The 18292-nt window shown below is 54.2% G+C and carries 24 protein-coding genes; 11 read left to right on the top strand and 13 right to left on the bottom strand.

The features are described from left to right. Positions 1-8: 8 nt before the first annotated feature. The 8 genes from ACIQWS_RS24695 to ACIQWS_RS24660 form a co-directional block, all read right to left on the bottom strand. Complete coding sequence (locus ACIQWS_RS24695; RefSeq protein WP_130519760.1) at positions 9-1223, bottom strand: hypothetical protein; 1215 nt, start codon at positions 1221-1223, stop codon at positions 9-11. Positions 1224-1363: 140 nt separating this feature from the next. Next, positions 1364-1897 carry a hypothetical protein gene (locus ACIQWS_RS24690; protein ID WP_130519762.1) on the bottom strand — a complete coding sequence of 178 codons (534 nt, stop codon included), beginning with the start codon at positions 1895-1897 and terminating at the stop codon, positions 1364-1366. Then, a complete protein-coding gene (locus ACIQWS_RS24685; protein ID WP_130519764.1) occupies positions 1894-2184 on the bottom strand; it encodes a hypothetical protein in 291 nt (96 codons plus the stop codon). The genes ACIQWS_RS24690 and ACIQWS_RS24685 overlap by 4 nt, the downstream gene beginning before the upstream one ends. Then, the gene (locus ACIQWS_RS24680) at positions 2177-2854 is read right to left on the bottom strand and encodes a DUF882 domain-containing protein (RefSeq protein WP_130519766.1); all 678 of its coding nucleotides are present in this window, start codon (positions 2852-2854) and stop codon (positions 2177-2179) included. The genes ACIQWS_RS24685 and ACIQWS_RS24680 overlap by 8 nt, the downstream gene beginning before the upstream one ends. A gap of 3 nt (positions 2855-2857) precedes the next feature. Then, complete coding sequence (locus tag ACIQWS_RS24675) at positions 2858-4072, bottom strand: type IV pilus twitching motility protein PilT (RefSeq protein ID WP_130519768.1); 1215 nt, start codon at positions 4070-4072, stop codon at positions 2858-2860. Continuing rightward, positions 4069-5223: a type IV secretory system conjugative DNA transfer family protein gene (locus ACIQWS_RS24670; protein WP_130519770.1), complete on the bottom strand. Its 1155-nt coding sequence runs from the start codon at positions 5221-5223 to the stop codon at positions 4069-4071. The genes ACIQWS_RS24675 and ACIQWS_RS24670 overlap by 4 nt, the downstream gene beginning before the upstream one ends. Next, complete coding sequence (locus tag ACIQWS_RS24665) at positions 5211-5450, bottom strand: hypothetical protein (protein ID WP_130519772.1); 240 nt, start codon at positions 5448-5450, stop codon at positions 5211-5213. Before ACIQWS_RS24665 ends, ACIQWS_RS24670 begins: the two co-directional genes overlap by 13 nt. 7 nt (positions 5451-5457) lie before the next feature. Beyond that, entirely contained in the window at positions 5458-6009 is a 552-nt protein-coding gene (locus ACIQWS_RS24660) for a hypothetical protein (protein WP_130519774.1), read from the bottom strand. A gap of 811 nt (positions 6010-6820) precedes the next feature. Here ACIQWS_RS24660 and ACIQWS_RS24655 point away from each other — a divergent pair. The 3 genes from ACIQWS_RS24655 (at position 6821) to ACIQWS_RS24645 (ending at position 8700) form a co-directional block, all read left to right on the top strand. Next, positions 6821-7849 carry a hypothetical protein gene (locus tag ACIQWS_RS24655; RefSeq protein ID WP_288193623.1) on the top strand — a complete coding sequence of 343 codons (1029 nt, stop codon included), beginning with the start codon at positions 6821-6823 and terminating at the stop codon, positions 7847-7849. Positions 7850-7919: 70 nt separating this feature from the next. After that, entirely contained in the window at positions 7920-8258 is a 339-nt protein-coding gene (locus ACIQWS_RS24650) for a hypothetical protein (protein WP_130519778.1), read from the top strand. Positions 8259-8271: 13 nt separating this feature from the next. Next, entirely contained in the window at positions 8272-8700 is a 429-nt protein-coding gene (locus ACIQWS_RS24645; protein ID WP_130519780.1) for a hypothetical protein, read from the top strand. 106 nt (positions 8701-8806) lie between these two features. On the opposite strand, the gene ACIQWS_RS24640 is transcribed toward ACIQWS_RS24645, so the two are convergent. Next, the gene (locus ACIQWS_RS24640) at positions 8807-9241 is read right to left on the bottom strand and encodes a hypothetical protein (protein ID WP_130519783.1); all 435 of its coding nucleotides are present in this window, start codon (positions 9239-9241) and stop codon (positions 8807-8809) included. Between the two features lie 326 nt (positions 9242-9567). Here ACIQWS_RS24640 and ACIQWS_RS24635 point away from each other — a divergent pair, with 326 nt between their 5' ends. The 5 genes from ACIQWS_RS24635 (at position 9568) to ACIQWS_RS24615 (ending at position 12814) form a co-directional block, all read left to right on the top strand. After that, complete coding sequence (locus ACIQWS_RS24635; RefSeq protein WP_130519785.1) at positions 9568-9948, top strand: hypothetical protein; 381 nt, start codon at positions 9568-9570, stop codon at positions 9946-9948. A 29-nt stretch (positions 9949-9977) separates the two neighbouring features. Next, positions 9978-10583: a hypothetical protein gene (locus ACIQWS_RS24630; protein WP_130519787.1), complete on the top strand. Its 606-nt coding sequence runs from the start codon at positions 9978-9980 to the stop codon at positions 10581-10583. A 191-nt stretch (positions 10584-10774) separates the two neighbouring features. Next, entirely contained in the window at positions 10775-11359 is a 585-nt protein-coding gene (locus ACIQWS_RS24625; protein ID WP_130519790.1) for a MucR family transcriptional regulator, read from the top strand. A gap of 415 nt (positions 11360-11774) precedes the next feature. Continuing rightward, entirely contained in the window at positions 11775-12452 is a 678-nt protein-coding gene (locus tag ACIQWS_RS24620; RefSeq protein ID WP_164056987.1) for an AAA family ATPase, read from the top strand. Beyond that, complete coding sequence (locus tag ACIQWS_RS24615; protein ID WP_130519794.1) at positions 12449-12814, top strand: hypothetical protein; 366 nt, start codon at positions 12449-12451, stop codon at positions 12812-12814. Before ACIQWS_RS24620 ends, ACIQWS_RS24615 begins: the two co-directional genes overlap by 4 nt. Positions 12815-12867: 53 nt before the next feature. Here the strand turns inward: ACIQWS_RS24615 and ACIQWS_RS24610 are convergent, their stop codons facing one another. Beyond that, positions 12868-13446: a hypothetical protein gene (locus ACIQWS_RS24610; protein WP_130519796.1), complete on the bottom strand. Its 579-nt coding sequence runs from the start codon at positions 13444-13446 to the stop codon at positions 12868-12870. Positions 13447-13449: 3 nt separating this feature from the next. Beyond that, positions 13450-13821, bottom strand: coding sequence for a hypothetical protein (locus ACIQWS_RS24605; protein WP_130519798.1), 372 nt, complete (start codon positions 13819-13821; stop codon positions 13450-13452). Positions 13822-13966: 145 nt separating this feature from the next. Between ACIQWS_RS24605 and ACIQWS_RS24600 the strand changes: the two genes are divergently transcribed. From ACIQWS_RS24600 to ACIQWS_RS24590, 3 genes are read left to right on the top strand one after another with little or no spacing between them, the layout of a single operon-like run. Next, entirely contained in the window at positions 13967-14392 is a 426-nt protein-coding gene (locus tag ACIQWS_RS24600; protein ID WP_130519800.1) for a hypothetical protein, read from the top strand. Then, positions 14389-15840 (top strand): M23 family metallopeptidase, encoded by a 1452-nt coding sequence (locus tag ACIQWS_RS24595; RefSeq protein WP_130519802.1) that lies wholly within the window; start codon positions 14389-14391, stop codon positions 15838-15840. Before ACIQWS_RS24600 ends, ACIQWS_RS24595 begins: the two co-directional genes overlap by 4 nt. Beyond that, positions 15840-16301, top strand: a complete 462-nt coding sequence (locus ACIQWS_RS24590; protein WP_130519805.1) for a hypothetical protein — start codon at positions 15840-15842, stop codon at positions 16299-16301. The genes ACIQWS_RS24595 and ACIQWS_RS24590 overlap by 1 nt, the downstream gene beginning before the upstream one ends. 9 nt (positions 16302-16310) lie before the next feature. Here the strand turns inward: ACIQWS_RS24590 and ACIQWS_RS24585 are convergent, their stop codons facing one another. Both ACIQWS_RS24585 and ACIQWS_RS24580 read right to left on the bottom strand, forming a co-directional pair. Beyond that, positions 16311-16457, bottom strand: a complete 147-nt coding sequence (locus tag ACIQWS_RS24585) for a hypothetical protein (protein WP_164056985.1) — start codon at positions 16455-16457, stop codon at positions 16311-16313. Positions 16458-16645: 188 nt separating this feature from the next. Further along, positions 16646-18226: a hypothetical protein gene (locus ACIQWS_RS24580; protein ID WP_130519806.1), complete on the bottom strand. Its 1581-nt coding sequence runs from the start codon at positions 18224-18226 to the stop codon at positions 16646-16648. Between the last annotated feature and the right edge of the window lie 66 nt (positions 18227-18292).

The raw sequence follows: 18292 nt of genomic DNA, 5'->3' as shown, positions 1-18292 counted from the left end.
CCCCGGCCCTAGAAGTCGCGACCCGGCGAGGCAAAACGCGCGGGCGGGCGACTTTGAAGCGAAGAGGAAGGCTTTTCTCCTCCAGCCGACAGCAACCTTTCATGCGCTCTAATCGCTTCCTTCGCAGGCGTCGGCGTGACCTCTGGCGCGGACTTTGGCAGTGCAGAATAGCTCGTAACTGCATACGCGGCCGGACGCTCTAAAGCCCCGCCGTCTGCACCGCGAATGGCTATTGCTATCGCCCCGGCGAAGGAACCCGAATGAAACAACTCTGGCCGCTTCAGCAGATTATCCATCGACTTCCGTACGATTGGCACCGTAAAGCCCGGTGTAAGGGCAACCGATGCCTCTCCGGACTTCACCACATCATAAATCCGTTGAACCGCTGCGCTGTCCTCGGGAGCGGCTTCGGACATCCGGTCGATGACGATCTGCGCCGAAACGCCAGTCGCCGCCGCAATTGCTGCCGCTGCCGCCGCTGAGTTGCTATCGAGCTGGCTACGTTTCAGCGTGTCACCAAAACCGTTCGACAATTGGAACTGCACGCCATTCCCGAGGTCAGCCTCAAAGCTTGCGCTCCGCATGTAGAACGCCTTGCTCTGCGCCTCGCCTTCTTCATTTTTCTCTGAAATCGTCACGATCACGGTTCGAGCCATAACGCCAGAACCAACCGGCGACCGAACGTCGAAAGCCTCTTTGACAGCGCGTTGAGCCTCATCCTTTGAGGAAGGTGACAGCAACACCGCCTTGTCTGGCTGGTAAACCTGTAGCCGCATCGAGCCATCGGAAAATTTCGAGAGTGACACCGTACCCGACATTGCTGCCTGAAACTCGGGATCGCTAACAAAGCCATATGCTGCTTGCGCGTAATACTGGCGATCACTGAAATCGAGCCGGGTATTGTTGAGCAAGATTACTCCGCCCGGCTTCACGCCTTGATCGTTTGTCCTATCGGCGAACTCGGATAGCTCTCTTCGATTGGCAAAGCGATCTTCCCATAGACGCACCCGCTCACGATCATCAACATCATTGCGGCCCTTCATCATGTTCGCCGCTCGCGCTGGTGACATGAGTTGGACGGTCAGCTCTTCGCCATTTTGAAGTTGAGTGCCCTTAACGGACGTTACACCGTCTTTTGAGGTGTATTCGCTCACACTGAGAGCGACGTTGCCGAGGGTGGCAGGCAATTTTGGACCAGCAAATTTCTTAGCACGTTCGGCCATGCTCTTCTCCAACCAACTAAATCACCGTCTGACAGACTCGCCAGCACTCACTGCGAAATAACAGACAGCAATCAAATTGATTGTCAAGCCGGACTCAAAAACACTGTCGAATCACCGACGAGGACGGACACGCCGAAACCCTACAGAGCAGCTAGTTTCCATGCATTGTCGAGGCCAATTGACAATGCATCTCTGTCGGAAAAAATCTCTCGTGTCGAATGGGCGACCACCTGACCGTAAGCTAAGGCAGTGGCCTTTCGCGCTTCTTCCGTCGCAAAGATCGTGGCTTTTGAAAAACGCACGTCGAACCAGCCACCTCGTTTTAAGTCCACGGAAAATAACGGTCTTTCGGTCGGCAGCATCCCGATTATTTTCCCGACATGTTCTGAGTGCCCCAAGACAATCGGCATTATGAAGCCGTCTTCCAGCCACAAGCCCGATGCAAAATCTGGAAATTCGGGTGCAGCCATCGCTTCACCAAGAAGCGCAGCGGCATCCGATCCGATCTTAGAGGCCGCGCGCTCGATGACGGCTTCATACAGCTCACGTTGCACATCGAACGGGTTGGGACATTTTGCTAATCGGGTAGCCACAACATCCGCAAACGCACCTTCGACAACGAATCGCGTTAGCTGCGAGACTGTGAACTCAGTACGTTGATCTGGTGCGCTCAAACCTTGTACCTACCTTGGAACAGTTTCATGATCACTTGCCGCTCGATCATGTCACGAGGCGTATAACCTTTACGGGACGCATAGGCCGCGAGCGCGATGTAGACGACCCAAAAAATGACGAATGGCCAAAGGAGGGGTAGCTTTGTGAACTGCCACACCATCCCCGTCGCGATCCCCGAGGGGATAAGCAGCATCACTGAACCATGAAGCCCTAAAACCCCATTGATCGGCTCGCCCGTCCAGCGCCACCCATCACCGGAAAAACTTACCCGCTCTTCATCAGCCATTCCGATCTCCTATGAACTGGTTGCATGAATAGGGCCAGCAGCGGATTTGCCCGACATCCAAATGTGTGAAGCGGGAATACACCCCTACACCGCCGCCTTTAAAAGTCATCGCCGCGATAGCCAGTGATCGAGGCGGATATCCCGGCACTTTCAGGTCAGCGGCAAGCCCACCCATATGAAGAGAGTTTCTAGCCGCAGTTTCTATGGCCGCATTATGCCGGGGCGTGCGATAACCGCTTGTGAGGATAAAAGGCAGCATCGAACCATGGATCATCGCCATCGTTGACTGAACCGACGACACGAAGTCGAACAGCGACGGCTCGATCCAGAGCGCCTTATCGTCATCCTTCACATCTCGCCAGAACCACGATAATTCCGCGACCGCGCGACGGTCCAGCTCGCCGTTGAACCGGTATCTAGCCGCGATGCTCTCACCCGTTGCCTCACGGTAGAGCTGTAGTGACCCAAAACCAGAAGTGCGAGGATCTGTTTCGGGCGCAGCCTTCTCGACTTCTTTTGTGAATGCCCGATCCTCGGCATCATCAGCCGACGGCGCGAACGGTATCCTGTCCTTCTTATCGACCGCACCCTCTTCGGCCGCAAAGGCTGTCGCCCCCACGGCCCACGCGCTCGAAAACGCCCCTACGAGGAATGAGCGACGATCCAGCATCTGTCAAAGTATCCGCTCTGAGCTGCTATAGCCGTAGCGCTTGAGCGCCAGTATTGCAGCCTCTTCCGAGATATTGCCGGATTTAAACTGTTCCGCGACAGTCGTCTTCATCGGCTTGCCTGATCCGCCGCGCGACATGAGGTCGTAGAGAAAGGCACGAGAGCCGAGAAAACCAACTTTCGTAAGTTCCTGCCGCGCGTCGTCATTGAGTACCACCCACTCCCGCAGGCAGACACGACCTCCTTTGGTATCTCTCACCAGTACCTGGCTGACGATCATATGAGTTGTCGCCACCGCCATCTCGAATGCTTGGCTCTGCATTTCACGCGGAAATTTGCCAACAATACGCTGGATCGCCAAAGCCGCAGTGTTTGAGTGAACCGTGGTATAGACCGCGTGCCCCGTGTTCGCCGCCTCTTGGGCTGCGGCCATTGTCTGATAGTCGCGCTGCTCGCCAACCACGATCAGTCGCGGCACGCGGCGCATCGCTTCTTCAATCCCCATTTCAAAACTGCTGAAATGCGTCGGGATTTCTGATTGCGCTATTACGCAGCGGTGAGACTGAATTGAATCAAACGTGAACTCAATAGGCTGCTCAAGCGTAACGATGTTGCCTTCAATGGGCGTTTCTTCTTCCATCACTCGCCGAAGAAGCCCTGCAAACGTTGTCGTCTTCCCCGATCCGGTCGGGCCAGACAAAATTACAGACCCCATCTCAGGCGTCGATTCCGCGATAATGTCTTCCTCAAGCTGGATGTCTCGAACGGTGGGCGGATGTTCGGGAATATAGCGCAGCACCATTTGCCCCCCGAGCGAGGCCCCGAAAGCGCAAGCGGTCACGTTCGCTCGAAAACGGTAGACTTTAGGCTCGCCATGCTCATCGCGATCCCCGAAATCACGAGCGTCGATCCGCTTATTGAATGACCGCGCCCCGGCAAGCCGCGTCTCGACATCACCACCCGAGCCGCTGATGTGTTTTGCAGCCCGCATGAAGTCCGTAGTGTCGTATGTCCACTCGGTCAGAGCGATCAGCGAGCCGAGCTTGTTCATCAAGATTGGGGAGCCAGTCTGGAAAATGACATCCTGACAGCCATTTCGCGCAGCGTAGCAGAGGATGCGCATAACATCCTCGCCAGTCTCAGTCATGCGAAAGCTTTGCGACAGATCGCGTTTACCCGACCATAGGCCAATCACCTGCGCATACTGCTGGTCCATCATTTGCCCTTCGCGATTGGCACCGGCACGTTGCGCATCGTCACATCAGCAGACCCCACAGGGAACGCATCCACACCGGCCTTGCCTCGGAATGTCGGCGAGACGACGATCTTGATCGTCTTACTTCCGCGAAGCGCTACGCGGCCGTCACGGCTGATCTGAAGAGCCTTGCTCTTTTGAGAAGCGATAGGCATCGAAATTGCGCCTCGGGATGCCAGATCATGGTAACGGGCCATTCCCTCGTAATCACGCCGCATGCGCCGTTCAGCTTCTTCAAAATAAGACCGAGCCTCGGCAATTCCAATTGACTGGCCTTCCTTGTACCCGCTTTGCCAAGCTGTGCTGTCCTCTTTAGAATGAGGACGCAGGTCGATGCCATTCTCAGGATCGGACTGCATGAACAGGTACGTGCGCCATGAAGGAGCCTGCGCTGTCACTCGCGCAGGAGTGACGATTTCAAACCTTCCAAGCGTTAACTCAAGAATCTGAGGACCATTCTTTTCAACGCGGCTGTTCGTGAGCACGACAACTGGCGGGACAATATGATCGTTGATCATAAGTGAGGGAAAAGGATAGGTGCGGTCCAACCAGCCCGCCATCTTATTGAGGGAGGCGTTAATCCGCTGAGCCTCCTGCGCATAACCGTCTCTGATACCGGCAGTGCGAGCAGTCTTCCTGACCATCTCTTTTCGGGCGGGACCCTGCCCCCCGAGACCGGAACCGGGCGGGACTTGTGGTCCACGTCTATCAGGCGTTTGACCACGCATATAAACTGAAGGATCGACAACCACATTCGACCCTGCTCCTGTAGGTGCTTGCAGCATCTGACCGGACGCAGGATCGCGGATGACGCTCTGGCCAGCCATCCCCGGCTGGTTCAGCATAACGCCCTGTTGCTGGCCCGGATATGCGCCGGGATAACCACCGGGATAAACGCCGGGATAAACGCCGGGATAACCAACTGCCGGATAACCGGGATAACCCATAGGATACATATTAGGATAAGCAACCGGGGGCTGATATCCGCCGGGATAGGCAGTCACCTGATTGGGATACACATTCTGTCGTACCGGCAGAGTGTCCTCTTGCGCATGCGCTAGGGAAACCCCTGTCATCAATATTGCCGCCGCAAAAGCGCCGTTCATGCGAACCATCTGATAGTGCCTCCTAGAAAATCAACCAAGGCAACATTCCCCGGTGGATCGCCCAAGCCTCGCTTGGCAGTTGCAATGCTCTTTTTCTCAAACCCGATTCGAGCAAACCGCGCTATCGCTGCCGCACGTTTCTCAACCGGTAGAGATAGAAGATGAGCGGATAGCTTCTCTTCCAATATCGTCAGGGGGAGCACGATCCCGGCTTCTCCTGATGTCTCATCATCCATTTGTAAATCACCCCTGCTCTCCCCAACGACGAGCGCTTTTGAGCAGCCCCCTTACTATACTAACTTCACATTGCTTCGCAATCTTGAAATCAATGTCCTTTATTCCCGATGAGGCTTCTTTCAGGACCGTTGCATTCCCGCCAGCCCCATAAATCGTTGATGCACCGTGGCGACCGATCTCAGCAATTAGAATTGGCCCAAACTCCCGCCACGCTTCGCGACGAGCTTGCGCAATATGCATAGTGATATCGCGCTTGCCTCGCTTGGCGTAGCAAACGCCGGTTTCGAATATCTCAGCGACCCCATTTACCGAGACGTTCAACCTCGTCTCAATGATCTCGCAGGTGCGCTTTTCAACGAACATGGCCGTCTCGATATCGACCTTACGAAACTCGACCTCATCGCCTTCAGCTCCATCAGAAACCAGTGCGATCCGCCACTCCTTTGAGCCAAAATCTACAACGGCAAAACGTCCCTTTTCCTCTTTGCCCCCACGAGGTGAAATCCCTGCAAATTGATCCAGCGAGAAATCAGCCAACACCGCTTCAGCCGAACCCATTACACCCAACTTTGAGACCAACAACGCGCTACCATTCGACAAGCGGCAGTTCGAAAGAGAAGAACGTAGATATGCCGCTTCATCGCTAGATGGGGCAACACCTGACCCGACCATTAGGACTGATGAGCCAGCTATCCCCAAGCGGTCATAAGCTGCGGCGATCATTACCGCCGATGAGTGAGTATCCGAGAGGGCCTTCGGCAACTCAGATTCAACGAAGCCTGTCCGATCTGAACGGTCCCCTACCCTGACAACCGCATCACCGTAAGTGACAACTTGGGGAGGCTTATCGCGAGGACCCGAGACGCGAGTCCCCAATCCTAGACGTGTTGGAAACTGAACCAGACGTGTCCCACCGGGAACCGTCGCCATAGCCTTGACCCAAACCGAACCAATATCGACGGCGCAATTTCGAGCGGTTACTGCCATGCTAATATTTATGAATTTGGAGCAGCCGCTGTGTTTACGTCAGCAGAGGCCGAGACCCGTGGAGCCATGGTGGTAGCGTTGTTCTCCAGCGTCCGCTTTACATAGGCGTCAGTTGGCTCATTTGATGTTGTCTGGCAACCGGCGAGAGTGGCGGCGACAACAATCACAGCAATTGACTTTCCAAGCATGTTCACAACCTTCTACAAATCAAATTCAATGTCCTTTTATGCCAGCTAGAGGATGAAATGAAAAGCACCAATTCGCTTGATGCCGAGGCCATCGGGAAGCCATCACCTGATAGCACGTGATATCACTTGATGGCAGGGATATGCTGCAATACATCTGATGATATCAGTGGTCCGTAAACGTAGGGGATGTTGTTTTGCCATCATTGAGAACGGAGAAGGCATATCGAAGGGCTGCGACCCGTTGGAATGCAGAACTGGCTCGTTGTGGTTTGGAGCCGACCCCCGAGAATTATGTGGTGGTCGCCACGGCAGATGATCCTTATCTAACTGATGCGAGTTGGCGCTTCATCAGAGCGGCGATAAAGTGGTGGATTACAAGCGAGATTGGTCATGAGGAAGCTGAGCGATTTACGCGCCTTTTTCGTGAGAAAAAGCCAGCCGTAAAGCCGAAGCTAAAGCTGCCAAAAGGCGTTGGGCCACAGTTAGAACAGGATTTGATCCATGTCCTTCGAAATGGAAATCGTGGACGCTTCCAGCTTCTTGCCGCAGATATGATTGAAGCCGGTATCGCAACAGGCTTGAGACCGGTTGAATGGAAGGATGCAAGCCTTGTTGATGATGTCTTGACAGTTCCGAACGCAAAGTATCGGCCGGGCGTTTCCGGTAATGGTGAGAAAAGAGAGCTATTCCTGCTAGATGACGTGATTACGTTCGAGCAGCGTTCGGCCATTGATAGGGTTATTACTGCCTTGAATGGCGTTGAGTGGGATGACATTGGAACGCATGTTCGCCGCGCCCTACGTGGAGCAAAGGCAGAACTAAGAAAGATGAAACTGATCACTCCCAAGGAGATGAAAACGCGAATTTACGACGCCAGACACCAGTTTGCAGCTAACGCGAAAAATACATTGGATTATCAAGGTGGTGAGGTTGCGGCAGCTATGGGACACCGTAGCGCAGTAACTGCACACACATCCTACGGAAACCGTAGGAAAGGGCGTGTTGGTCTCCCGGTTAAACCGTCCGCTGTAAGCGTTGAGAATGTCGATAAAAGGTCTCTTGCTAAGTTGGCCGGTTCAATTGCTAAAGCCGTTAATCAGTCCGTGAATATTGCTCAACCGAAAGCTTCTGATAATGGCGCTTCCAACCAGACTACGAATAATGAAATGAGCACGGCGAAAGTTCGCGCAACACCCTCACAGACATCGGGGTTCAAACCATAAATCAAGCCGTCTCGTATTGCATTATTTGCTGTCTTTGATAACTTCTAGGCTCTATTTTTGTGAGGCTTAGATGACGACAAAACGCGTTAGGTCGGAACGGGATGATAATCTCAGCTACGACGCGAAGAAGGCAAAAGAGATTTTTGCACGCAAGCTTGCTGACGATGCAGGTGGAAGGCGCAGCAATTCACAGATGAAGCGCGATGCTGATTTGATATTGACCCTCCTTCGTGATGGAGAGGTCAAAGGGGCCAGAATGTCTGTTTTCACAGCTACGTTCCAAGACCTCTTCAGCATCTCTCGTGAAAGTGCGGGTGCTCGATGCCGGGCTGCGATCAAATTTTTGAAGGATGAAGGCCGGGTTCATCCCAATGAAGACAAACATCCGGTATATTCTCTCAGCGAGTAGAATGAGGTGTGATGTGCGCGACCTGGCTGAAGTTTCGATGATTGATCATTTTCCGCGTGGCGGCATGGATCGCCGGGGCGCAGCCAACGCCAACGATGGCGCTGTTCATCGTGCGCCTAAGCGCGCCAGCTTCCCTGCCGACCGCCTTACGGTGCCCGCTAAGGGGGTTTTGATCCGTATTCCAGTTTCAATCGATATGTTCGATGACTGTGCTATTCGTGACAAGCATCTACCACAACCGGACCTTGAAGTTTCTATTGCTGTTGACGAGCAGGGCGCGTTCCTTACGGCGCGTCTGAATGGGGCGTCTTTCAGGCGAACAATGAGGCGTGTTCGCGATGATCAACGTGATCATAAGCCGCTTGGTAGACTGTTTATTGTCGGGAGAATTGTCACGCCGGGTGTCATCACCGATCCCGGTTTGCAATACGAGTACATTTGATCTGGTAAGGCTGTGATCCGATTTGGATCGCTCCCGTCACCTACGGCGCAATTTGGGAGCGCGGTTCCCGCTCGCGATCTGCTTCATGAGCGGTTCGGTAAGGTGATTATTTCTCAATTAGCGTCAAGGTTTCATAATCGATGAGCAGCCGAGTGTTTCCATCGGCGGCAATCTTGGCGTTGTCCATCATGAAGATCAGCATTTCGCCGACAGACAAGCGGTGATTTTTCTTGAAGTTTTTCATGCGGTCAGACTGGTCGCGTGGCAGACGCATGGAGGAATTATCTATCGTCGGCCTCACGTCATCGTCTGAATCGAAACGGGCGTAGTCAACGAGGACCCTGTTTGATCCATCTTCGTTGATGCCGGTGATGTTCATCAGGAACACGTAAAGGTCGCCTGTTGGAAGCCGGTGGAGTTTTTTAAAAGTCTCAACTCGTGCCGCCTCTTCTCGGGGAAGGCGCAACGTATGCATGTCAATGATGGGGCGTTCGGCTATCGCCTCGCCCGATCCAGCTTTCGATGCTCTTCGCGGAGCCATTATCTCCCCTTCCCCAACCTATGTCGCCGCATCTGGAGCGGACGCTTAATGTTACAATCAATACCGTGCAATGGAAAGTGATATCCTGCGAATGATTAAGATATGGGATGTCGAAATCTACGACGCATTTCATTAAATCAGATCATTGCGCGCTGTGCATCTATATAATGCTACCAACCGTTAGCACGCGCATGATAGCGATGTAAGGCGATATGAGGTGATAGCACGTGATATCATGCGGTGTACGCCGTGGTAATATGGCGGTCTTGATATCAGTTCACGATTCGATTACTCTGTCCTTGAGCGATAATAGGGAGCGTACACCCATGCCTGACGTTTCAGAAATGGCTTATAAGCCAACGAGCCTGCCCGTCGCTGCATGGGAAGCCTTGCCCTTCGCATTTTCAATGGATGTCGCAGAATCGCTGGCTCACCCTGCAATAAAAAGCCTCTTTAGGCTATGGGGTTCTTCAGACGGTGAAGTCGCTCGGGGCGGCTATACATTCACAGTAGATTCGGGTGATCTTTCTGTATCAACGGAATTCCTTAACGGAGACGGCGATTGGTGCTCTCTTTCCTTGTCCGGTGATGGTCTTGTGCTTGTAATTGGTAACAACGGCGAGCGGTTGAGGCTTACTGTCCCGGCAGATCAGTTGGATCGGGTCGAGTTATTCGAGGAATGGTTCCCGCACATCCAGCTTCAGTGAACCACAACAAGTAGCGAGCTGGTCTAACAATGAAAATCTTCCGACGCCGCAAGGTGGCTCAGACTACCGATGCTGATGATACGCCCCCGGTTGCAGATAAGAGGGGCTTTTTGCGTTGGCCCGGCAGGGTGATCCCCCGCCCTATTAAAGATTCTCACCGCAACGCGTTGAAGATGACGGTCTCGGCCTTCAGCGCTGATCGACCTGATTGTCCTGACTGCAAGCGTGAAGGCCGTAGCGGCGTTCTTGTGCCGATTTCGGGACGGCCCAACGCTAGACGATGCTCCGATCCAGATTGCGGACTGGAGATTACATTACGTGAGCTTGCGGACATCAATGGGCCTGTCGTCCATTATGCTCCCGAGGCTCGTAGAGCCTATTTTATTAGATCGGCGACCATTCTGTTTGTGATTGCTTGCGCGGTTTTGTCAGCCGCAGTGCTTTATAGCGGCTGGGTCGGATCGGGCCTAATGATGTTTGCGGCCTTTCTGCTTTCGATGCCGCTTTTCATGGGCTGCTTCGCTATGCGCTACCGCGCTTGGCAGGTCGCTGAGAACCGATTTTATGAGGAAAAAGCTCCACTTGGGGAGTTCATACAAGCAGAATTAGCAAATATATTTAAAAAACAATCCTAAATGGAACAATAATAAGGTGGGGGTAGAGAAATAATAAAATGCGAAAGGATAACGCTGTACACGAGGGCACCAGCCATTTTATTTAATTGTGACAATCTGACAAATCACTAAGCTTTGATTGTCACGGCATACCTACAGGAGTCTATCCCGACAATGAGAAATGAAGTTCTGCCGCGTGGGGAGGTGTACCAATGACGCGGAAGACGCAGAAGCGCGGTAGCCATCGTCCCACTGAGAGGCGATTGCGAACGCGTTTACGAGCAGTCATCGAGAAGCAGCGTGAGTACATCGGTGAGTTGTCGGAGCTTATGCGTCAGGAGCAGTCATTGATTGCCGAGCTGGACCATACCCCGCCTCGTGCAGATGAACTCCAAAATTTCGATACCGCCGCCCGGCGCAAAGCGCACGACACGCTCACTCAGTACATCGTCAAGCTCACTCAGCTCCGAGATTACACCAAAGATTTTCTCACCGTGATCGATGAACTGGATGACCTCGACAGCCGCCCTCGCCTTCTGCCCGTGAGAGATGTCGATACCGCGACTACCAGCGATCACATCACCAGCTTGCTTGATGGCTCCCAGTTTCAGATCCTGACGCGCAGTCTCGTCGGCTATGAGATTACGGCCGACGATTATCGCAGGCTGTTTGGCCTGCCAGATGAATATTTGCTTTGGACCAAGAAGGTCCAAGACACGCGGCGTGGCGTCGTCCTGAAACATCGGGTGTGGGATAAGAGGCGCGTTAGCAAAGGCCACGACGATGATGAAGGCTGAAAACGGCCACAGAGCTTCGTAGGGAGGCGTTTCGCCCCTCTGACGTTAGTTTCCCCATTGAACCTCGCATTTCGCTCTGTACGGGCAAATGCGGGGTTTGTTTTTTCCTGGCTGTTGGTAGTTTCGCAGCCTTGATAGATCGCTCCCGTCACCTACGGCGCAATGTGGGAGCGCGGTTCCCGCTCGCGATCAGGCTGCGTGCATTAGAACGCAAGTAAACGCAAATGCGTTCATGCACGTGCAAGCAAAAGAACGCGCAAGAACGCAACAGCAAGCGAAAGAACGAGACCGCACGCGAACGCTTGCAAAAGCTGTTTACAGAACGTTAAAGATTGATAATGTATATGAAAGATACCGAACGCATTTGAATGAGTTTGCGTGCGTGCTCACGCTACAATCCAAAAGGAGCGCTTATATGCCCGTTATTGCAGCATTTAATTCGAAAGGTGGATCAACCAAAAGCACGGCCCTGCTCGTGCTGGCGGATTCGTTGGCACGACAGAATGCCTCAGTGACGGTTATCGATACTGACCCTCAGCGATCGATCGCTAACTGGCGTGAGCAGGCGACGACATCGACCATTGAAGTCATTGAGCAGACATCGAGCACCGGCATTCACAAAGCTATCAAAGATGCCTCAGCCAAGAGCGCGTTTGTGTTCGTTGATATGGCGGGTTTCACGTCCGATATGAGAACCCCTGTCGTGAGCAGGGCCGATCTCATGATTATCCCGATGCAGCCTAGTCCAGAAGACGCACGAAAAGCCGCAGACTCCTTCGCATTGATTACGAGCGACGAAGAGACGCTAGGTCGGACGGTCGATAAGCGAATTCTCTGGTCGAGGACCGTACCGAATATGATTTCGCGCGTGGAGCGCAAAATCATGGCTGAAATTCAAGGGAACGATGTGCCTTCCTTCACAACCCACCTCCACGAGCGGTCTGCTTACAAGGCCATGATGCTGGAAGGCGTTCCACTCGCAGAGCTAAATCGCGACGAGTACAACGGTGTCGATAAGGCGATAACAAATGCCGACCTTCTCGCGGCCGAGCTGGTCGAATACATCATCAACAAGCAGGAGAAAGCCGCATGAGCAGCAAACCTCTCGGATTTGGGAACCGTCATATCGATCCAAACCCGGCCGATGTGAGAAACAAGCTTAGCCTTGCTGCCAGCATGAAGCCGACCCCTGTAAGCGACGATCTGCCGACCGCCAAGGAAGTCGAGCGAATTGTAGAAACGCAGGAAGGTACGATCCGACAGCAGCCGCTCAAGATCGCCAGCAAGCGCAAAAGCAAAGGGATCGTTCAGCCTCTGAACATGCGGGTGCGTCTGGCAACCCACAACCGGTTCGTGGAGCTTTCCAAGACATTGCGCATGCCCTACGACGAGACGCTTGAATGGGTTCTGGAAAGGGCAGGGGTGGATGAAGATGGGAATCCGCCAGCTCTCTAGTGGCGGATCGACGCGAGGACCGCAGCCTTGCTTGCGGTCCTCGCAACAGACGATTAAGCCCCGGCCATACCGAAAGCCTTGCACATGTTGTCGAGTCCGACTTCAAGGCCGATAGTGTTCGCGATCATTGCAGTGATGCCGTTGACGAAATAGCACATAATTCCCCCGATCAGATAGTAGACCGGTGTGCTCCATGGCACCATCTCGCCATTGGATTTGCGATATGCCGAACGGGCGGCGTTGAAAAGCGCCACCGTGCCGATGATCATCCAGATCAGAGTTACGGAGTATTGGAACTGCTGGCAGTACGTGCCCGTGATCGAGCCAGATTGCGCATAATCGAGAACATTGCTCGTGGTCGCATCTTCGGCGAGTGAAAAGGTGCCAGCCAAGCGGTAGAAAATAACTGCGCCCATCGCCGCTGCGCTGCCGAGGGCTAGCTTCATGATCGCGCCGGTAAACGTCGCCTGACGCGTCGAGAAACGGCTATTGCCGCTGGTGTACTGGTAGCCTTCTAAAAGTCCCATGCCGCCCACGATGACCCCAAAGATCGTGATCGACAGGATCATAATGGAGAGAAGGATTGAGTTGGCTTTGAAGAGATTGATTATGATTTCGGTGAGATCGGTCATCTTTTAATCCGCTTTCCCCAATTCCTTCAGAAGTGTTTCGTTGTACGCTTTTAGCTTCCGGTTCTCCGCCCGAACCTCCATCAATGCGTTCTCCAGCTCGCGGACCTGATCGCGAAGAATATCGACCTCGTTGCCGAACAGATCGGTGTCAGCTCCCGCAGGCGGTGCTTTGTATTGAAGCGTCGGCTGGTCTTCTGGCGCAAATTCATAGCGAGACACGTTGCCTTCGCCGCCCGGCCTAGTAATCACAGGGTCTGGTGCGCGCGCGTCCTGAGCTGCGGCCATCTGCGGTAGCGCTCCGCACAGGATCGGTAGCGTTATCGTGAAGAGAATTCGTGAAAACATACCTTGTCCGTGACCTGTTTCGAGTTTCATTCGACAATGTATCTCGATACGGAAACATTGTCATGTCGCCTTTCTTCTGGCAAAACAGTTTCCAGTCAAGGGCGCTGGAATCTTCGTCTGCGCCTTGTGCGAGTAGGAGTAGCACTCGCGCGCTTGAGCAAGGAGAGGAAAACTCATGCAGTTGAAGCGAACGGCCATAATTACTGCTGTTTCGGTCGCCACGGCGCTCTCGTCTACCGCCACCATGGCGGCACCGTTGACGTTCACAGAGCTTTTTAACCCGGCCGAGATCAACGATCCGAAGAATGTCGTTGCTTCGATTATGAACCGCTTGTGGAAGAACGATATCCAAGAGGTTATGGGCGCGAATTACGAGTTCATGTATGCCTCTTTTGAGGCGAAGGGTAACACTTACCTTGTCTCGATGATGGGATCGCCTCTGTGCGGCGCCAATTCTTGCTCATGGTACGTCCAGCGTGTTTCGCCTGACTTCAAGGTGCTGGCGACAAGTGAGCGCATCAACGCTTGCCAAGACCGGAATACGGTCGATGTGACTGACGACAAGCTTTCGATTTGCGGCAAACAGGTGGAGCTTCCATGATCAGATCCTCGCGCATCCTGTTCACGGCCGCGACGATCTTTCTCGCGGGCACCATGTTTGCCCATGCGGCCAGAAACCCGCAGCCCACCGCAACAAATTGCGGCTCGATGCTCAACAACATACGGCAGAGCGAGGGCAGCGGGAACTATAGCACCAACACCGGGAACGGTTACTATGGTGCTTATCAGATGGGCCGATCCGCTTTGATCGATGTCGGGTATATGCGCGGCGACGGCACTTGGACCGGTAAGAATGGCATCAACTCGCTAGAGGACTATCTGAATACGCCGTCGGCGCAGGACGCCGCATTTCTGGAATACGGAAACCGGAACCTCACCTATCTCGGGAATTACCAGCAGTACATTGGTCAGACGATAAACGGGGTCACTGTCACCCGTGGCGGCTTGATCGCCGGCAGTCACCTTGTCGGAGCGGGGGGCCTCAAAGATTGGCTCACAAGCGGCGGTTCCTGCACTGGCAGAGCAGTGGACGGCAATGGAACGTGCGCGGGCACCTATGTTGCTGAAAATCAGGTCAATGAGACGTGCAGCGGGGATGAGGTCGCGGCAGGTGGGGGCGGCTCCTGCTTGTCAGCCCATCCCGTTCAGAGTCCTGTTGTCTTCAGTGAGTACGGTGCCTGGAATCGCCCCGGCGCGGGTTCTGGTAACGGCTGGCATCGCGGATCGGACATCTATCCGCAGGGAGCGCAGGGCCAAGCTTCCACTAATCAGCCTCTATTTGCTGCCCATGACGGCAAACTGAGCGTCGGTTCGATGGGCGTCAAAGTGACAGGCAGTCAGTTCCGAACGCTCTATCTGCACTCATATTCGCGGCCTGACCCGAAAGACGTGAGCGCCGGGGAAGAAATCGCCAAGATCGGCGACAATCAGTCGGCAGGAAAACCGCACCTCCATTTCGAGGTGCAAGTTCCAGCAAGTGCCGTCAAAGCGAGCAAATGCGTGCCGGGATCGAGCACTGACGATTGCGTGTTTCCCGTAGGCGGCGGCAAACGCGATCCGAACGGCTATGCCACCTCGGATGCATTGTCGTCGGCATCCCCGAATACGTGGTATTATGTGAATCCAGAGCGCTACTTGAAAGAGCGCGTGCCTGTCGTCGGCATGGCTGCTGTTCGCGCCGGTCGCAGCCAGTCGCTCCCCAATACCTGCACGCCGGGCCAAGATGTTGCCGAGACACCGACCAGTTCTGGCGACAGCGACAATTCTGCCGCGATGGCAGGAGGCGAGGGGACTTACATGACCAGCGGAGGCAGCGCGGCGGCAAACGCCGACAAGGATTTGCGCTCGCTGGCGATAAATATGACCCGGCAGAATGCCCTTGAGCTTCGCGCAGCAGCTTCGCTGGCGCAGAACCTTGAAGGTCGAACCGATAGTGCTCTCGCACATATGCTCCTGTTGATGTCGCGAACAGAGATCGGGCAGCAGTGATGATCCGCGGTTTCGTGATCGCGTTAGTTTTCTCGGGGGGCGCGTTGGTCGCGTCTCCCGAAATTGCTTTTGCGGATGGATACGTTGGGCACTGGCTGCGGGTGATAACCGCCGAGGGGGAAGAGCCTGATCCAAAGAACAATGAAGGCTGTGAGGCTTTCTTGCGGTCAGACGAGTACGATCCCGACGAGAGTGCAGCGGCAAATCTGACCATCACGCCCCATCGCATGGAGACAGATGAAGAAGGCTCAGATGTTACCGGGGTCGTTGAATTCGGCCGGACTGAGGGAGGGCGCACGCCTTTTTCGATCAAGGCAGAACACGAGTACAGCGTGGTTGGCCGTAAAGGTTTCATCGAGCAGCACGACAGCAACTACATCTCGATCACCATCCATGATGTCCAGCTTGACGAGCAGGGCAGCGTCGGTGATGTGGTAATGCGTTATTGCCGCCAGCGCTGACGCCCGGCGCTAACGCCGCTCATAGATCGGTCGCAGCATCAGATAGACGGGATGAGCGACAATCGCGATCCTTCCCACCAGCTCATAATCTGAGGTCGAATCCGCAAGCCTCTCCATCTGCGCTGCCGTACCGAAGAGGCCAGCGAGAGCGAGCATGATTCCACCTAGCAGGAAAGTGGAGAGTAGCAGGGTGATTTGCCACGGAAGCACGAGAGATTCCGTGTAGTGCGCGACAAGGAACACGCTCGCGCCGCCACCCAATAGACCGCCGAGTGTTACGAGGTAGCTACGGCAATATGTGCCCCATGAGGCTTGTGATTTATCCGATCTCGTCATCGTAATCCCTACCGATCCGGCACCAGCTCTGGCACTTGTGCGTTGTCGTCGTTCCACATTTCGGACGACTTGATAATCATCTCATCGACCGTGTTGGTCTGGTTTCGTACCTTCGCTACCAGCTCATCAAAATCGCGCATTGTAAGCGCGTCAGGCGACTGTTTTCTGGCTTCTTGGACGATGGCCGTTATCGTGCTTTCCGCAATCTCAGGCCGTGTGCGGCCGGTCTTCAGAACAAGCTCTGTCTGCCAGTGATCGTACATTCCAGCCGCTTCCGGGCAGGGGGTTTGCATGCCGACATAGTTTAGAAAACGCCACATGCTTCTGTCGGCAAACCGCAGCCAGAGGAACGTGTTTGGTGCCATGACCCCGGCAGATCGAGCGGCTTTAAGTGTACCATCCTTGCCGTCAGTAAGCGACGATGCCAAGACGCCAAATACGTATCCGTGCCGCTGCACGATCCTGTCTATCACATCGACCGGGCGCTTCGGATCGATCCCGGTGGCGGGCTTCACGATGATCTTTGCCAGCTCTTCTTTCGCCCGCTTCGTTGTTTTGAAATTGGGGCCGACCTTTGCCAGATGTTCCGACAGGATTATCATGTTGGATGGCTGCTCGATGCCGGTGCCGATATCAGCACCCTTTGCTTTCTTTTTCTTAGGCTTCCCGGCCTTTTTATCGGGATCAGGGTAGTCGTATGGCCCGATCACAAGACTGTCGCCAAGCTTGGTCTTTTCACGGTTGATGTCGCGCCAGACATCTCGAAGGAACTCTTCGCTCGCATCCAAGACACTTGAGAGCTTGATGTCGCTGTCGTGAAGCGCATTCACGCGCACAAGGGCCGAGTACAGGATCACGGTCGCGTACCATGGCAATTCATCTATCGCAGCCCTTACAGCGGCGTCATTACGAAGGTTCACATTTAGAAACGGGTTGTGCGGCCCAAAGGGCTTCTCTAGGGCCTTTCGCAGAGCGCTGCGATTGATTGCCCGTTCACCTGCCTTTCGGTCCTCGTCGGCTTCTTCCGGCTTGGGGGAGGTCTGTTCTTCGTCGTTCTCAGGAACCTTGAATTTATCAGCGACGATAGCGCCGCTGTCGATCAGCAGCTCAAGTGCTGACATCGGCTGAGACGCAGGGCCGGAGCTGGCCGAATATCTGTGCATGGGGAATTTCAGGAAGAACTCGCAATGAGGATAGAACGGCGCGAAGCGCTGCATCAGCTCCTTGTGGCTCATTGCATACTCTGCATCCTTCTTCGGCCGCAGATAGGTAATGATGTGCTTGCTCTCGACCTTCGCTCTCATAAAGAGGCCGACCAGAACTATGATCCCGGCGCACACCACGCCGAAGGGAAGGGACGACAGAAAGATCGACTGGATACTCAGGTCCTTGCCCGGCGTGTAGGCGAAATAGTCGCCCCACGCGGTCAGTTTCCAAAGCGTGCCGGTTTCAGCAGTGCGAGCCGCGCGATAGAGCATTCCTACTGGCGCGCGGAAAATCACCCATACTACAGTTAGGATCGCCAGACAGAAAAACAGCGCCGTGCCGATTTCCAGCCATCCGACGCTCTTCTGATCCCTTGGTGCCATTTTCCCTTTTCCCACTCGATCATTGACAATGATTTCATTAGCGGAAACGTTATCAAATGTTTCAGC

The organism is Phyllobacterium sp. NPDC097923 (assembly GCF_044760925.1).
GTDB lineage: Bacteria > Pseudomonadota > Alphaproteobacteria > Rhizobiales > Rhizobiaceae > Phyllobacterium > Phyllobacterium calauticae.
The sequence above is the reverse complement of the archived record's forward strand: the minus strand, read 5'-3'. Positions and strand labels throughout refer to the sequence as shown.

What these genes read in the sequence shown, in the direction of transcription:
- ACIQWS_RS24605 (WP_130519798.1), bottom strand. Translation starts at nt 13,821, where the DNA reads ATGAAACTCGAAACAGGTCACGGACAAGGTATGTTTTCACGAATTCTC.
- ACIQWS_RS24590 (WP_130519805.1), top strand. Translation starts at nt 15,840, where the DNA reads ATGATCCGCGGTTTCGTGATCGCGTTAGTTTTCTCGGGGGGCGCGTTG.
- ACIQWS_RS24580 (WP_130519806.1), bottom strand. Translation starts at nt 18,226, where the DNA reads ATGGCACCAAGGGATCAGAAGAGCGTCGGATGGCTGGAAATCGGCACG.
- ACIQWS_RS24640 (WP_130519783.1), bottom strand. Translation starts at nt 9,241, where the DNA reads ATGGCTCCGCGAAGAGCATCGAAAGCTGGATCGGGCGAGGCGATAGCC.
- ACIQWS_RS24615 (WP_130519794.1), top strand. Translation starts at nt 12,449, where the DNA reads ATGAGCAGCAAACCTCTCGGATTTGGGAACCGTCATATCGATCCAAAC.
- ACIQWS_RS24675 (WP_130519768.1), bottom strand. Translation starts at nt 4,072, where the DNA reads ATGATGGACCAGCAGTATGCGCAGGTGATTGGCCTATGGTCGGGTAAA.
- ACIQWS_RS24620 (WP_164056987.1), top strand. Translation starts at nt 11,775, where the DNA reads ATGCCCGTTATTGCAGCATTTAATTCGAAAGGTGGATCAACCAAAAGC.
- ACIQWS_RS24685 (WP_130519764.1), bottom strand. Translation starts at nt 2,184, where the DNA reads ATGGCTGATGAAGAGCGGGTAAGTTTTTCCGGTGATGGGTGGCGCTGG.
- ACIQWS_RS24665 (WP_130519772.1), bottom strand. Translation starts at nt 5,450, where the DNA reads ATGGATGATGAGACATCAGGAGAAGCCGGGATCGTGCTCCCCCTGACG.
- ACIQWS_RS24695 (WP_130519760.1), bottom strand. Translation starts at nt 1,223, where the DNA reads ATGGCCGAACGTGCTAAGAAATTTGCTGGTCCAAAATTGCCTGCCACC.
- ACIQWS_RS24630 (WP_130519787.1), top strand. Translation starts at nt 9,978, where the DNA reads ATGAAAATCTTCCGACGCCGCAAGGTGGCTCAGACTACCGATGCTGAT.
- ACIQWS_RS24610 (WP_130519796.1), bottom strand. Translation starts at nt 13,446, where the DNA reads ATGACCGATCTCACCGAAATCATAATCAATCTCTTCAAAGCCAACTCA.
- ACIQWS_RS24670 (WP_130519770.1), bottom strand. Translation starts at nt 5,223, where the DNA reads ATGGTTCGCATGAACGGCGCTTTTGCGGCGGCAATATTGATGACAGGG.
- ACIQWS_RS24625 (WP_130519790.1), top strand. Translation starts at nt 10,775, where the DNA reads ATGACGCGGAAGACGCAGAAGCGCGGTAGCCATCGTCCCACTGAGAGG.
- ACIQWS_RS24650 (WP_130519778.1), top strand. Translation starts at nt 7,920, where the DNA reads ATGACGACAAAACGCGTTAGGTCGGAACGGGATGATAATCTCAGCTAC.
- ACIQWS_RS24595 (WP_130519802.1), top strand. Translation starts at nt 14,389, where the DNA reads ATGATCAGATCCTCGCGCATCCTGTTCACGGCCGCGACGATCTTTCTC.
- ACIQWS_RS24660 (WP_130519774.1), bottom strand. Translation starts at nt 6,009, where the DNA reads ATGGGTTCGGCTGAAGCGGTGTTGGCTGATTTCTCGCTGGATCAATTT.
- ACIQWS_RS24635 (WP_130519785.1), top strand. Translation starts at nt 9,568, where the DNA reads ATGCCTGACGTTTCAGAAATGGCTTATAAGCCAACGAGCCTGCCCGTC.
- ACIQWS_RS24585 (WP_164056985.1), bottom strand. Translation starts at nt 16,457, where the DNA reads ATGCTCGCTCTCGCTGGCCTCTTCGGTACGGCAGCGCAGATGGAGAGG.
- ACIQWS_RS24600 (WP_130519800.1), top strand. Translation starts at nt 13,967, where the DNA reads ATGCAGTTGAAGCGAACGGCCATAATTACTGCTGTTTCGGTCGCCACG.
- ACIQWS_RS24680 (WP_130519766.1), bottom strand. Translation starts at nt 2,854, where the DNA reads ATGCTGGATCGTCGCTCATTCCTCGTAGGGGCGTTTTCGAGCGCGTGG.